Source organism: Sphingomonas sp. QA11, assembly GCF_028473665.1.
Taxonomy (GTDB): domain Bacteria; phylum Pseudomonadota; class Alphaproteobacteria; order Sphingomonadales; family Sphingomonadaceae; genus Sphingomonas; species Sphingomonas phytovorans.
In genome coordinates, this window is the sequence record NZ_CP098774.1 from 309,743 (window position 1) to 324,591 (window position 14,849).

The 14,849-nt window shown below is 67.5% G+C and carries 10 protein-coding genes; 3 read left to right on the forward strand and 7 right to left on the reverse strand.

Annotation, left to right across the window (positions count from 1 at the left end):
- Positions 1–18 precede the first annotated feature (18 nt).
- Positions 19–324 (reverse strand): PepSY domain-containing protein, encoded by a 306-nt coding sequence (locus NDN01_RS01560; protein ID WP_272625384.1) that lies wholly within the window; start codon positions 322–324, stop codon positions 19–21.
- A gap of 138 nt (positions 325–462) precedes the next feature.
- Here NDN01_RS01560 and NDN01_RS01565 point away from each other — a divergent pair, with 138 nt between their 5' ends.
- Complete coding sequence (locus NDN01_RS01565; RefSeq protein ID WP_272625385.1) at positions 463–2,244, forward strand: ABC-F family ATP-binding cassette domain-containing protein; 1,782 nt, start codon at positions 463–465, stop codon at positions 2,242–2,244.
- An 82-nt stretch (positions 2,245–2,326) separates the two neighbouring features.
- Here NDN01_RS01565 and NDN01_RS01570 read toward each other — a convergent pair whose 3' ends face one another.
- Positions 2,327–4,273, reverse strand: coding sequence for a lipoxygenase family protein (locus NDN01_RS01570; RefSeq protein WP_272625386.1), 1,947 nt, complete (start codon positions 4,271–4,273; stop codon positions 2,327–2,329).
- A gap of 216 nt (positions 4,274–4,489) precedes the next feature.
- Between NDN01_RS01570 and NDN01_RS01575 the strand changes: the two genes are divergently transcribed.
- Together NDN01_RS01575 and NDN01_RS01580 are read left to right on the forward strand one after the other, a co-directional pair.
- Positions 4,490–5,638 carry a GGDEF domain-containing protein gene (locus NDN01_RS01575; protein WP_272625387.1) on the forward strand — a complete coding sequence of 383 codons (1,149 nt, stop codon included), beginning with the start codon at positions 4,490–4,492 and terminating at the stop codon, positions 5,636–5,638.
- A gap of 111 nt (positions 5,639–5,749) precedes the next feature.
- A complete protein-coding gene (locus NDN01_RS01580) occupies positions 5,750–7,309 on the forward strand; it encodes a methyltransferase regulatory domain-containing protein (protein ID WP_272625388.1) in 1,560 nt (519 codons plus the stop codon).
- A 10-nt stretch (positions 7,310–7,319) separates the two neighbouring features.
- On the opposite strand, the gene NDN01_RS01585 is transcribed toward NDN01_RS01580, so the two are convergent.
- The 5 genes from NDN01_RS01585 to prsK form a co-directional block, all read right to left on the reverse strand.
- Positions 7,320–8,336, reverse strand: coding sequence for a sensor histidine kinase (locus tag NDN01_RS01585; protein WP_272625389.1), 1,017 nt, complete (start codon positions 8,334–8,336; stop codon positions 7,320–7,322).
- A 68-nt stretch (positions 8,337–8,404) separates the two neighbouring features.
- Positions 8,405–9,217 carry an ATP-binding protein gene (locus NDN01_RS01590; RefSeq protein WP_272625390.1) on the reverse strand — a complete coding sequence of 271 codons (813 nt, stop codon included), beginning with the start codon at positions 9,215–9,217 and terminating at the stop codon, positions 8,405–8,407.
- 58 nt (positions 9,218–9,275) lie between these two features.
- On the reverse strand, positions 9,276–11,432 hold the full coding sequence (locus NDN01_RS01595; protein WP_272625391.1) for a tetratricopeptide repeat protein: 2,157 nt from the start codon (positions 11,430–11,432) through the stop codon (positions 9,276–9,278).
- On the reverse strand, positions 11,425–12,789 hold the full coding sequence (gene prsR / locus NDN01_RS01600; RefSeq protein ID WP_272625392.1) for a PEP-CTERM-box response regulator transcription factor: 1,365 nt from the start codon (positions 12,787–12,789) through the stop codon (positions 11,425–11,427). The genes NDN01_RS01595 and prsR overlap by 8 nt, the downstream gene beginning before the upstream one ends.
- Positions 12,786–14,846 carry an XrtA/PEP-CTERM system histidine kinase PrsK gene (gene prsK / locus NDN01_RS01605; protein ID WP_443025185.1) on the reverse strand — a complete coding sequence of 687 codons (2,061 nt, stop codon included), beginning with the start codon at positions 14,844–14,846 and terminating at the stop codon, positions 12,786–12,788. Before prsK ends, prsR begins: the two co-directional genes overlap by 4 nt.
- Positions 14,847–14,849 lie beyond the last annotated feature (3 nt).

The window sequence follows — 14,849 nt, forward strand, 5'->3', positions numbered from 1 at the left end:
ACGACGCCTTGGAGGCGTTCAATTACCGTCCTGGCCGATGACCTTGCCCGAACGGGCATCGACATAGACCCAGATGACAGTTCCCTTACGCACGAACTTGAGCGTGTAAACACTTGTGGCGCTGTCCAGCTCGACACCGAGATATTGCGCGCCGGTCATGCGCGGCAGGACGCGCGATTCGATCTCGCGCAAAGGCATGATCCGGCCCTGGCGGAGCTGATCGAACGCTTCCTCCTGGTCACGCCGCTGGATCGGTTCCGCGGGGGCGGATACCGGGCCAAGCGCAGCGAAGGCGGATAACGCAAGCGGTACGAGCATCTTCATGGCGTCTCGCATAGGGAGGCGGGCTTGAACAGCCTGTGAATACTTCCGTCAGGCAAGGGTAACGTATGGGGCAACATACGGGGTGCAACTTTTCGCGGCAACTTGCCCACCTGCGCCTGCCGCCCTAACGGGGCCCGCATGGCAGCCCCAATCCTCGCATATGAAAATCTCGGCATCATCCAGGGATCGGGATGGTTGTTCCGCGGGCTGGACATCCATGTCGGCGCGCGCGACCGGCTCGCGCTGATCGGGCGCAACGGTGCCGGCAAGACCACCCTGCTCAAGCTGATCGCCGGCAAGATCGATTCCGACGAGGGACGGCGGACGATCGTACCGGGCACGCGGGTGATTCTGCTCGAGCAGGAGCCCGATCTCTCGGCGCATCCGACCTTGCTCGACTATGTGCTCTCGGGGGAAGACGCGCCGGCCCCGCATGAGGCCGAAGCGATCGCCGACCAGCTTGGCATCGACCTGTCGCGCGAATCGGCCAGCGCCTCGGGCGGCGAGCGCCGCCGGGCGGCGATCGTTCGCGCGCTGGCGCTGGAGCCCGACGTGCTGCTGCTCGACGAGCCGACCAACCATCTCGATATCGCCGCGATCGACTGGCTGGAGGACTGGCTGAGCCGGTTCCGCGGCGCGTTCATCGCGATCAGCCATGACCGCACCTTCCTGACTCGCCTGACGAAGCAGACGCTGTGGCTCGATCGCGGATCGATCCGGCGCGCCGAAATCGGTTTCGGCGGATTCGAGGCCTGGACGGAACAGGTCTATGCCGAGGAAGCGCGCAACGCCGAACGGCTGGACGCCAAACTCAAGCTTGAGGAACATTGGCTGCTGCGCGGCGTGACGGGCCGGCGCAAACGCAACCAGGGCAGGCTATCCAAGCTTCACGAGATGCGCGCGGTGCGCGCCGCGATGATGGGACCGCAGGGCACGGCCAACCTGTCGATCGGCAGCGACGATGTCCGCACCAAGGTCGTGATCGACGTGAAAGGCGTCTCCAAGAGCTTTGGGGAGCGCACGATCATCAAGGACCTGACGCTCCGCATCACGCGCGGCGACCGGATCGGCATCGTCGGCGCGAACGGCGCGGGCAAGACGACCCTGCTCAAGCTGCTGACCGGGGAGCTCGCGCCCGACGAAGGGCATATCCGGCTCGCCAAGACGCTCGACCGGATCGTGATCGACCAGCAGCGCAGCCTGATGGCGCCCGACAAGACGGTGCGCGAGGTGCTGGCCGATGGCGGCGACTGGATCGAGGTGCAGGGCGTCAAGAAGCACGTCATCGGCTATCTCAAGGAATTCCTGTTCGAACCTGGGCTGGTCGACGCGATGGTCGGCACGCTGTCAGGCGGTGAGCGGTCGCGGCTGCTGCTGGCGCGCGAGTTTGCCCGCCCCTCGAACCTGCTGGTGCTTGACGAGCCGACCAACGATCTCGACCTGGAGACGCTCGACCTGCTGCAGGAAGTGATCAGCGACTATGAGGGGACCGTCCTGATCGTCAGCCACGATCGCGACTTTCTCGACCGGACGGTGACGATCACGCTCGGGCTTGACGGCTCGGGCACGGTCGATGTCGTGGCGGGCGGCTATGAGGATTGGGAGAAGCGCCGCAGGCTGCGCGCGTCGGGCGGCAAGCGCCCCAATCCGCGCAAGGCGGAGCCGACCGCACCGCCGCCGGCCAGGGTCAAGCTGACCTACAAGGACCAGCGCGACTATGAACTGCTGCCCAAGCGGATCGAGGAACTGGACAAGGCGATTGCCCGGGACGAGGCGGCTTTGGCCGATCCCGATCTCTATGCGAAGGATCCCGCCGCGTTCGATCGGCTGATGAAAGCGATCGACAAGGCTCGCGAGGAGAAGGACGCGGCCGAGATGCGCTGGCTGGAGCTGGCGGAGATGGCCGAGGCTTTGGGGTAATCCTGGCGCATTCGCGGATAGCGGGTTGCCGGGAAGACGGAGTGGAAGCCCGGCCGCACGCGACGCAGCCGGGCCATGCGGTTCAGATATTGACGCTGGTCGGGATCAGGCTCGGCTGGAGATACGGATAGGGATATTGCCGCTCGGCATTGCGGGCGACGATGCGGGCATCGACCGCGCGAAGCGATGCCTGGAATCGGGCCAGCGGCCCTTCGGCACCGATGATCGCCGGATCGCGGAACCACTCCAGATAGGGGAAGTCGTTGCTGCGATAGTCGCCCAGCGCCCGGTAGTGCACCGAGCCCAGCAGATACAGCACGTTGAGTTGCTCGAGCGCCAGCGAGACGGGCGGCAGGTAACCAAGCCATTCAGCCTTGTCATGGCCGGTCTGGCCCATCGGTGCCGCCGTCCAGCCAGCGCCGGTGACGGCGGGGGCGAACGACATGATGTCCTTTTGCGGGAAATTCACCGCGGCATGCTGGGCGCTCGCGGTGAACAGGATCATCGTGCACACATCGGCAAGCTGGGCGCGCGTGACGATCGGCCTGAACCCCTTCAGCTTGCCGTCCGAGGCGAGGGTGGCGACCCAGGCGGCCAGCTCGGTATCGCCGGTCACGGCCGCGTCATTGGCATAATAGATGTCGATATATTGAGTCGCCCATTCGTGGATCGCCTGCCAGACCAGCAGGGCATCGTCGCGATAAGGATAGTCGGGCAGCGCCGCCGTATCGGCGACGTTCCGCGCGACGAGATCATGGTGCAGCATCTTGCCGTAGAAATCGAACGCCAGCCGGTCGCTTGCCGCGGCGAGCTGGCTCGACGTGATCGTGCCGCCGAAGATATGGTCGATCGGCCCGTTGGCGGCGATCAATGAGGTCGCCGCCTGGTTGTTGATGAACAGCGATCCCTCGAAATGCGGCACCAGCAGCGCCCAGAGCGGATGGACGGCGGCAAGCTCGCGGTGAGTCGCGACCGCGCACGCCTCCATCACCAGATGGGTGCGCGCCAGATGCACGAACAGCTCGTGATAATTGCCGTCGGCGACCTGGACCACGGTCTTGGCGATCTCCCAGCCCCAGGATTCGGCTGCGACCACCGTCGGGGTGAAGATCGGATGCTCGTCGCTGTCCTGGCCGCACTGGATCGCGACCGGCTTCAGCGCCGATCCGCCCGGCGGCACCGCGAACAGGGCGAGCGGTTGCCAGACATATTTGGCCAGCCCCTTCCACACGCCGGGCACCAGCACGGCAAGCTCGGCATAGTCGGACAGATAGACCCGGCCCTCGGCCAGCGCTCTCTCGAGCGTGTCGCCAAGGCCGATCGCCGCTTCATATTGTTTCGCGGTGACCGGAAAGTTCGCGGGCAGGGCGCTGATCCCCTGTATCAGCATCGCATTCGGCCCGGCCACGCGCAGCCGCGCGAACTGGTCATTCTCCTCGAAGATATAGGCGAAGCCGGGCACCGGGATCGTGTCGAACAGCGCACGATAGGCATCGAGCGACGCCGCCGCGGTGCCGTCGATACCGAGCCTTTCGTTCCCGCTCAGCGCCGCGATGTCGCGCAGCTCCGCTGCATAGTTCTTCAACTGTTCGAGATGGGCGTCATGCTCGACATATTCGACCGCGATCGCCGCATCGGCCGCGCCGCGCGCAAGGAACGAACTGCCGGTCTGGACGGTGTGATGCTGGGCGATATGCGTCGCCGATGCCTCGATCGCATCACAGCGGGCCAGGGCGTCGGCCAGCCCCTGGGGCGCGCTGTCGAGCTGCCCCTGTCCGAGGCCGGCCAGTTTCACCGCGATCACGTTGCGCGCGATCTTCAGGCCGACGGCGATCAGGATCAGGAACCATGGAATGGTCGGCTCGTCACTGGCCGGGACGGTCGCGGCCAGCGGCACGCCCGGCAGGGTCGGGACATCGGTCGTCCAGACATAGCTGGCGCAGGCGGTAGCGATCTGTGCCTCGCGCGCTGCCTTTTGCGCCGGGGTGTCGTTCTGGGGAAGGCTGGGATGGATGGCCGCGCGCGTCATCTGCTGCTCCTGTGGTGGTCGTTCGTGCGAGGCGCGGTGCTATGGAAACATGGTTAACAACTGATGGCCCCGTCGCCGGGAAACAGGACCGAATCCGGATTTATCTTCCCCATCGTGGCTCTGGGGGCACGCCGTCGCGGCCGGCGGCGGGGCGCGAAATTCTGGTTCAGGAACAGGGGTAACGGTCGATTTACCTTGGGCTGCTAGCCCGGCCCGATGAGAGCGACGATCAAGGCTTTTTGGCGGGCTGCCTTTCCGCCGGTTCCCGAGGTGATCCGGGACGATTTCACCTTGCTTCGCGCGGCGCGGCTGCAGAGCCAGATTCCGCTGCTCTATCTCACCCTGCTCCTCACGATTCCAACTGCGATCTACGGGTCGAGCGAAGGCGCCTCGCCGATCATCCGTTTTGGTATCCCGGTCTTCATGGGCGGCGCGTGCCTGCTGCGCTTCTTTGCCTGGATGAAGAAGCGCGCGATGATTCTGGATGTCGCCCGTGCCGCGAAGATGATCAAGGCAGCGACATGGGTATCGGGCTCGCTCGGCGTGCTGTGCAGTACCTGGTGCGTGATGAGCTGGTTCAGCGCGCCGCCGGAGATGCGGATCTATTATCCGATGATCATGGCGATGGGCTCGCTTGCCACTGCCTATTGCCTCTCGACCATCCGCTCGGCGACGATCATCAACCTGGCGATCGGCCTGTTGCCTATCACCATCCTGCTTCTCTTCACCGGTCACCGGATGGACGTTGCCGCCGGCACCAGCCTCGCCGTCGCCAGTGCGTTCCTGCTTCGCATGATCGCGCAGCAACATGTCCAGCTCGTCGACCTGCTGATGCTCCAGCGCAAGATGCGGGATCTTGCCAACACCGATCCGCTGACCGGCCTGCTCAATCGCCGCGCGCTCGACGCCCGGCTGCAGCAGGAGATTGCGGCGGCGGGTCCGGAGACATGCTTTTCGGTCGCGCTGGTCGATCTCGACGGCTTCAAGCCGGTCAATGACTGCCACGGCCACGCCGCGGGCGACGTGCTGCTATGCGAGGTCGGGGAGCGGCTGCGCGGTGCCGGTGGTGACGATGCCGTGGTGGCGCGGCTGGGTGGCGATGAATTCGCGATCCTGGTGCCCTGCGGCTCGGCGATCGCGACCCACGCCATTGCCGGCCACATGCTGTCAGCCCTGGTGCCGCCGCATCACATTTGCGGTTATGACATTCGCGTCGGTGCCAGCATCGGCGTTGCGACCTGGCCCATCGACGGCCGCACCGCCGATGCCCTGTTCGATACCGCCGACCGGGCGCTTTACGTTGCCAAGGCTGAAAGCAGGCATCCGCCCCGCGGGCAGGAGGCCGGGCGGTCGGCGGCGGCGTAAGCTCCGGTCCTCGTCGAGCGGCTGGCAGGCGCGTTCTTCGCGCCCGCGACATTGCAATATGGTCGCGGTTCCTGAACAGGTGTGCACGGGCCTGCATGAAGGGGCAGTGACATGGCCATGGGCGGGACGACGGAGATAGGGGACAGCCTCGCGCGTACCGCGCGGAACTACGATCGGCTTCCCTATGAGTCCCGGGCGTTCGCGGCGAGCCAGCCCTCCCGCATCGGGGGTATCGCACGGGCCTTCGGGCTTGAAGCAGCGCCGCTGGTGACAGCGCGGGTGCTCGAACTGGGCTGTGCCTCGGGCGGCAACATCATTCCCCATGCCCTGCGCTATCCGGATGCCAGGTTCGTGGGCATCGACTTGTCGTCGGCTCAGGTCGAGGCGGGGCGTGCCCGGATTGCCACGCTCGGTCTCGACAATATCGACATCCGTTGCGAGAGCCTGACCGGGATCGGCGCGGAACTCGGCGTCTTCGACTATATCATCTGCCACGGCGTCTACAGCTGGGTGCCCGAGGCGGTGCGCGATGCCATCTTCCGGGTCGTCGGCGAGCGGCTGTCGCCGATCGGCATCGCCTGTGTCAGCTATAATGTCCTGCCCGGCTGGCGGATGATCCAGCCGGTCCATGACGCCTTCAGGCTCGATGCGCGGGGCGATCCCGATCTGCCGGACCGCGTCGCCAGGGCACGGGAACTGCTCGACTTCCTCGCGGCGGCGACGCCCGACCGGGGCCCTTATGGCGATGTATTGCGCGGCCGCGCCGCGGCGATGGCGGGGTTGCCCGACGACTATGTCGCGCACGAGTTCCTCGAGGAGATGAGCCACCCCACCACGGTCCGCGCTTTTGCCGCGGAGGCGGCGCGGGACGGCCTCGGCTACCTCGCCGACTGCGATCTCGGCCTGTCGACGCTCGACAATTACGGGCCGGATATCGCCCAACAGGTGCGGGCACGGGCGAAGGACGACCCGGTCGAGGTAGAGCAGTATCTCGATATGCTGACCGGCCGCACGTTCCGCCAGACCATCCTGGTGTCGGCGGGTCGGCTGGCCGGCGCGAACCGCTCGGTGGTCCGGGAATGCATCGCACCGTTGCATTTCCTGACTGATGCCGGGCTTCAGCTGTTGTGGAATGGCAGCGAGCCAGTCCTGGCCGACGCGGGCGGGCGGCTGCTCCCGCTTGGCTCCGCCGCTGTCGCCGATGGGATAGCGCGTCTCATCGGGCAGTTTCCCTCCACCTCCAGTCTCGCGACATGCTCCGCGACCGAGCGCGAACGGCTGTTGGAGGTGCTTCATCGAATGGTCCTGGCCGGCATGGCCAGCCTTTCGTCCGAGCCTTTGCGTGCCGGCCGCGCTGACGATCGGGACAAGTCGCGGGCGATCGCGATCGCCCGGGCGGATTCGGCGGAAGGGGCCGCCTCCACCACCAATTTCCGCCACGAACCGGTGATGCTTCAGGAGATGTCGCGGCTGCTGCTATCGGCGCTTGACGGCAGCCGGGACCGTGATGCCCTTGCCGAACTGCTGACGGAACAGGTGATGGCCGGGCGCTTCGCCTTCACGCGGGATGGGGTTCCCGTCACCGACATCGCCGCCGTCAGGGAAATGGCCGCGGAACGCGTGTCCGCGCTGCTGGTCGGTTTCGCGAATGCTGGCCTGCTGGAGGCGTGATCAGCGCTGATCAGGACTCCAGCTTCATCACCACGCGCGTACCGCTTTCGTCGCTTTCGGTCGACAGCGTGCCGCCGGCCTGACGGGCGAACGCCTCGACCAGCCGGCTGCCGAGTCCGCTGGTTTTTCCGGGCAGCGCCGCACCCTTCGGCATGCCGACCCCGTCATCGGCCACGGTAACTCGCCAGCCGCCCTCGGCCTTGTTGCGCAGGGTGACCGTGATCGTGCCGAGGTCGCGCCCGGGAAAGGCGTGCTTGGCGGCATTGGTGACAAGCTCGTTGACGACCAGCCCGATCGAGACGGCGCGGTCGCGCGGTACGGCCGCCTGGTCGCTATCGCACGAGAGGGTGATGCCGCCCTGCAGGAACAGCGATTCGGCGAGCGCCGCGCAAAGATCGCTGAGATAGGCGCTGATCTCGACGGTGCCGGGCTGGCCGGTGCCGCGATAGAGATGGCGATGGGCCCGGGCGATGCTGTCCACCCGCATCTGCGCCGTCTCCAGCGCCTGGACGGTCGCCGGGTCGCTCGCGCGGCGCTTCTGCAGGTCGAGCAGTCCGGCGACGATCGCGAAGTTGTTCTTCATCCGGTGATCGAATTCGGCGAGGAACAGGTCGCGGTCGGCGATCTCGCGGTCGCGTGCCTGGGTCGCGCGGCGCGCGGTGCGGCGGAACAGCTCCGCGATGGCGATCGTCATGATCGCGGTGACGATCACGATGGCGACGGCGAAGGCGTTCGCGCTCGTCGCGAAGCGGAAGGACCGCTCGACCGGATAGATGAAGTACCAGATATAGACGATCATGATCGTCGCCGTGAGCGTGCCGGCAAAGGCGCGCGCGAACAGGGTCGCGAGCATGATCGCCGGGTAGATCAGCGCGAACGGTGCCGCGCCGCCGGCGACGATGTCGAAGACCAGCCGGACGATCTTCGCGCCAAGCACGGTCAGCAGGGCGACGCCGACCTGAGTCACCCAGACGGGTATGGCCGGCGACAATCTCTCACACAGATCAAAGTCGCCGATGCGGGTCATGGCTGACGTCACCGCGCGGGGCCCGCCAAGTCAAGCCGCGTTCGTGCAAAGATGAGCCAGATCAATGACTATCTCAGCGATCTTCCATTCCGGCCAGCCAGATCGACGATGTAATGCCAGGCGACCCGGCCCGAACGGCTGCCGCGCCTGGTGGCCCAGCCAACCGCCTCGACCGGATCGAAGGGCAGGCCGTACGCATCGGTATAGCCCTGGACGATCGCCAGGTAGGAATCCTGGTCGATCACGTGGAAGCCAAGGCTGAGCCCGAACCGGTCGGCGAGGGCGAGCTGATCGTCGACCGCGTCGCGCGGGTTGATCGCGCTTTCCTGCTCGGCGATGTCGCGCGGGACGAGATGGCGGCGGTTGGAGGTGACGATCAGTCGGGCATTGGCGGGTCGCGCCTCGGCGCCGCCCTGAAGCATCGATCGCAGCGCGCGCGCGTCGCCGGCTGCGTCGAAGCCGAGATCATCGATGAACAGGACAAAGGCACGGGGCACCGACGCGATGGCGGCGAACAGCGTAGGCAGGGTTTCGAGCCGGGTCGTCACTACCTCGATCAGCGCGAGATTGCCGCCCGACGCCTGGATATGGGCGACCGCGCTCTTCACCAGCGCCGACTTGCCGGTGCCGCGCGCGCCCCACAGCAACGCGTCGTGCGCCGCAGAGCCGCTTGCGAGCCGCTCCAGATTGTCTACCAGTGCCGTCTTCTGGAGATCGATGTTGCGAAGCTGGTCGAGCGGGAGGCCGGCGAAATCGCGTGCGGCGGTCAGCGTGTCGCCGCGCCAGACATAAGCGGGGTGCGCGAGCGGGTCTGCGGCCGGTGGAGTGGGTGGGGACAGCCGGTCGAGCGCGTCGGCAATGCGGATAAGAGGGTCGGTCATACCCGGCCTGTTACAACCACCGGCCTTCCAGGCAATAGCCTTCGCCGGGAAGGAGGGGTCAACTGCCCAGCGTCTTCAGCACCGCCTGCGCGGCATCCCGATCCTGGAAACTCGAATCCCCCAGCGCTGCCTTGATCTCCGCCGCGGCCTCTGCCTTCCGGCCGAGATCGGCATAGACCTGCCCGAGATGCCAGCGCAGCACGGCATGCCCGGGCGCGATCGAAACGGCCTTTTCGAGGAGCTGAACCGCGCCGCCGTTCCTGCCCGACTGGTAGAGCGCCCAGCCATAGGCGTCGGTCGTGGCGGGGTTCATCGGGGCGAGCGCATAAGCGGCCTTGGCGTAGACGAGACCGGTCTCGGTGTCGTCGGCACCGACATAGGCATAAGCGAGTTCAGCCAGCAGCGCCGCGTCACGGTTGCCGATGCGCTGGCGCAGGCCCTCGAGCGTCTCGATCGCCGTGTCCCATTCGCCAGCGGCGATCTGCCAGTGCGCGGCAAGGCGCAGGCCGGCGACGTTCTGCGGATTCTGCGACAGGAACACCGCCAGGACGTTCGCGGCGTCCGGACGGCGTCCGGCGTGATCGAGCGCATCGACAGCGCGCAGCATGGTCGGCTCGTCGAAATGGATGTCGGCGGCGCGGGCATAAGCAGTTGCCGCGTCGCCATAGCGGCCCAATACCATCAGCGTGTCGCCGACCGCGAGGTGCGCCGCGGGGGCCCCGGGATTGTCGCGGGCGAGCGCATGCGCCTGGACAAGGGCGTCGCCGGCATTGCCCGAATCGATCAGGCCGCGCAGATAGCTGACCCGGCGCACGGGATCGTCGGGCTCCTCGTTCGCGGCGGCGGTCAGGATCGGCAGGCTGTCGTCGGTGCCGAACGGGCTCGATCCCTCGCGCGACGGCCAGGCGGCGCGATCGAGGAAGCGGCCCGACCAGTCGCGTTCGCCGGTCCTTTCGAAGGCGCGCGCGACAAGGGTGAGCGTATAGCTGTCCGCATCGCCGCGCAGCGCCACCGGGCGGAGCATATCAAGCGCGCCCTTCGCGTCGCCGGAACGCAGCAGCGCGGCGCTGAGCAGGCGGCGCGCGGTGATGTTCATCGGCTGGCGGCCGACGAGCTGGCGGAACTGCTCGATCGCCTGTTCATAGGCGCCGGCCTGATAGGACAGGGTGCCGCCCAGCAGCAGCGCGCCGGGCATGCCGGTGACCTTGCCGGCGGTGCGGTCCATCAAGGTGCGGGCAAGATCGAAATTGCCCGCGCGTGCGGCGAGAACCGCCTGGAGATAATAGGCCTGGGGGCTGCCGGGCTGCGCCGCGAGCGCCTTGCGCGTCGCCAGCAGCATATCGCCATAACGGCCGACATCGCCGAGCGTACCGGCATATTCGATCAGCGCCGGGTGGAAATAGGCGTCGCGCCTGAGCGCCTCCTCGAACCAGGGCAGCGCCGCGACCAGGCCGTACTGGCCGCGGACCAGTTCGCCCCGCAAGGTCAGTGCCTCGATATTGTTGCGGTCGAGCGCGATCGCGCGGGTCGCCGCGTCGATCGCGCCGGCGAGGTCGCCGCTGGTGTAGCGGACCCGGCCCAGGTCCGACCAGGCCGCGCTGTCGCCGGGCGTGGTGGCCAGGACCGCCGCGAGCATGCGCTGCGCACCGGGCAGGTCGCCCTGCGCCGCGAGCGCGCGGGCGGCGACACGGGCGGCATAGTCCGCATAGCGCGGCTGCGCCTTGCCAGCCTCGGCCAGGGCACGCTTGGGGTCGCCCTGGAGCAGCCAGGCATGGGCGTAGAGCTGATGCGCCCGGTCACCGTCGAAGCCGACCGCCCGCGCACGGCCGAGCTCGCCTTCAGCCGCGACGCCGTCGCCGAGCGCGAGGAAGACGCGCGCCAGCACGGCATGGGCGAGGCCCCAGTCGGGGTCGGCCTTGACCGCCGCCTGGGCATGCAAGCGCGCAGCGCTGATATTGCCGAGCTTGAACAGGCCGAGACTCTCGCCGAGCTCGACCCGGGCGCTGGCGGGGTCGATGCGCGCAGGCCGGGTCACCGCGAAGGCGAACAGCAGGACGCAGAGCAGCGCCGCGCCACAGGCGGCGAGAAACACGCCCCAGCGCCGCGCGCGGCCGGATCGGCGACGACGACGTCCTCTTGTCCGCGTTTCGGGAAGCGCCGGTGCCTCGACCGGCTCGGTACGAACGGAGAAGGCGGATGGGGATCGTTCAAGCATGGAGGTCATAGCTTTTCAGCAGGTCGTACAGCGTCGGCCGGCTCACCCCGAGCAGCTTGGCGGTGTTCGAGATATTGCCTTCGGCCCTGGTCAGGGCGTGGCGGATCGCCTTGCGATCGGCGGTCTCGCGCGCGGCGCGCAGGTTGATCGGGGTATCGTCGGCGCTCTCGGCGAGATCGAGATCGGCGGCGGTGACGAGCTTGCCCTCGGCCATGATCACCGCGCGCTTCATCCGGTTCTCCAGCTCGCGGACATTGCCGGGCCAGCCCCAGGCGTCGATCGCCGATCGCGCATCGGGCGACAGGCCAGTGACCGCGCTGTTCATCGACTTGGCGTATTTCTTGAGGAAATGCCGCGCGAGCAGGCCGGCGTCGCCGGTACGCTCGGCGAGCGATGGGATTCGCACGACGATCTCGGCGAGGCGGTAATACAGGTCCTCGCGGAATCGCCCGTCGGCGACCATCGCATCGATATCCTGGTGGGTGGCGCAGACGATGCGGGTGTCGACGACAATCGCCTTGCGGCCACCGATCCGCTCGATCACGCGCTCCTGCAGGAAGCGCAACAGCTTGACCTGGAGCGGCAGCGGCACGTCGCCGATCTCGTCGAGGAACAGCGTGCCGCCATCGGCCTGTTCGATCTTGCCTTCGGTCGTCTTGACCGCGCCGGTGAAGGCGCCCTTCTCATGGCCGAACAGCTCGCTTTCCAGCAGCGTGTCGGGGATCGCCGCGCAGTTGATCGCGACGAACGCGCCCTTCGCCCGGCGGCTCGAATCGTGGAGGCCGCGGGCGAGCAGTTCCTTGCCGGTGCCGCTCGCGCCGAGCAGCATCACCGAGACATCGGCCCCGGCGACGCGCTCGATCGTTCGCGTCACCTTAAGCATCTCGGGGCTCGACGTGATCATCCCGCCAAGCGCCGTCTCGCCATCCTGGCGTTCGGCGAGCCGGCGATTCTCCGTCTCGAGCGCGTGGACGTGGAAGGCCCGCGCGACAATCAGGCCGAGCGCGTCGATGTCGATCGGCTTGGCGTAGAAATCCCAGGCACCGTCCCCGATCGCCTTCAGCGCGCTTTCGCGGGCGCCATGGCCGGAGGCGACGATCACCTTGGTGTCCGGCTTGAGCGCGAGGATCGCCTCAAGCGTGGCGAAGCCCTCAGTCACTCCATCGGGATCGGGCGGCAGGCCGAGATCGAGCGTGACGACCGCCGGTTCCTCGGCGCGGATCGCGTCGAGCGCGGATGCACGGTCGCTCGCCACGATCACTTCATAGTCCTCATAGGCCCAGCGCAACTGCCGCTGCAGGCCGAGATCGTCCTCGACGATCAGCAGCTTGGGCCTGGGGGTACCTGCGGCGCTCATGCGGCCTTCCCGATCAGGGTGTCGCGCGCGGCGGGCAGGGTGACCCGGAAGCGCGATCCTTCGCCCTCGCGGCTGGTCACCTCAAGCGTGCCGCCCATCGCCTTGGCGAGCTGGAGGGCCTCGAAGGCGCCGACGCCGAAGCCGCCGGTCTTTGACGAAACGAAAGGCTTGAACAGCTTTTCGCGCAGGAAGGCCGGCGACATGCCGCAGCCCTTGTCGATCACGTCGATCTCCACTCGTGTATCTTGTGCCGTCGCCGCGATCGTCACGGGCTCGGCCGGACTGCTCGCTTCGATCGCGTTCTGGACCAGATGGCCGAGCAATTGCTCGAGCCGCGCCGGATCGGCGAGCGCCACCGCCTCGCCGTGCGATAGGGTCGCGATCGGATGTTGCGAGCGCCGCCGCGCGGCGACCCGTTCGAGCAAGGGCGCAACCTCGACCGCGCGCAGTTCCTCGGCGCGGCCTGAATGATGCTGCGACAGGCGGGCGAGCAGATCGTTCATGCGCCCGGCGGAATCCTGGAGCGTGGCGATCATGTCGGCGCGGAACTCGGGGTTATGGGCGTGGCGTTCGGCGTTGCGTGCGGTCAGGGTCAGCTGGCTCACCAGATTCTTGATGTCATGCATGATGAAGGCGAAGCGGCGATTGAATTCGTCGAAGCGCTGCGCGTCGGACAAGGCCTCCTGAGCGCGCGCCTCGGCGAGGTAGCTGGCAACCTGCCGGCCGGCGATGCGGAGCAGATCGAAATCCTCCCAGTCGAGCGACCGGTCGACCGGGGGGCGGGCAAGCAGGATCGCCCCTTGCAACCGGTCGAGATGGACCAGCGGCACCAGCGCCCAGGCATTGGCCTCGTCGGCCATCCACAGCGGCACGCTGGCCAGTTCACCCGGCTCGGCGATGTCGCCGCGCACCGAATCGAGCTCGACGATCCGGCCGGTGGTCGCAAGATAGGTGACGAGCGCTTCGTCGCTACCTGCTGAGGGCAGGCCGTCGCGCGCCCAGTTCCACCCCGCGCCGATGCCCAGGCCGGTGCCTTCCGGCACAAGCAGCAGTCCGGCCGGAGAATCGGTGAGGTCGGCGACCGCCTTCACGATTCGCTCGTCGAGCGGCGCGGCACCCTCGCCGGGCTTGCCCAGCGTGTCGGTGAACCGGGTCCATTCAGCGCGGTAATCGTAGCGGTGACGGAACAGATGCTTGGCCACCTTCACCTTGGCCCAGGCCTTGACCCAGGGGGAGGAGAGGACGGTGAGCACCGCCGCGGTCGACCCGAAGACGAAGGCGGTCTGCAGCACCCGCGCATTGTCGCCGCCGAACGCTGCGATCGCGCTGGTCGCGGCCAGCATGATCACCGCATAGAGCAGGGTAACGGCGAAGGAGAGCGTCTGCCACGCGACCGTACGCGAAAGCTGCAGCGTCCAGTCGCCGTTGCGCTGCACCGCGAGCGCGAACACGGGCGCGGCCAGGACCATCACCACGCCGCGACCGGCGATCAGGTCGTTCGGGGCATGGCCGGTAAGATAGGTGGTGGCATAGAGCAGCAGGTCGACGCTCCACATCGCCGCCAGGGCGATCACGGCGAGCGAGATGTCGCCGCGCGCGCGGGGCGCGACGGCCGAATAGAGATGATTGACCAGGACCAGCGCACTGATCGCGACCATGGCGCGCAGCAGCACCCGGACCGTGACCAGCGCGGGCACCACATTCGGCCCGATTGTCTCGTCGGTGACGGCCAGGGCGGCGCTGATCATCACCAGCACCATGACGACGCCATAGATGATCGCGACGGGACGTGCCTCGGGGGCGCCGCCATCGCGGCGGACCAGCGCGAACATGAAGCCGAGCCAGGCGATGTTGCGCGCGCTTTCGGCTACGCGCGTCACCAGGTCGAAAGGGCCGATTCCAGCCACGGCGAGCGCCCAGAGCGCGGTAACGCCAAGCGCGACGACGAAGGTCAGGCGCGGCAGCGCGCTGCCCGCATCGCGCAGCCGGGTCAGCGCGACGCCCGCGAAGAGCAGGGCGGCGAGCGCATGGCTCCAGAGGACGGCCGTTATCGGCACGGG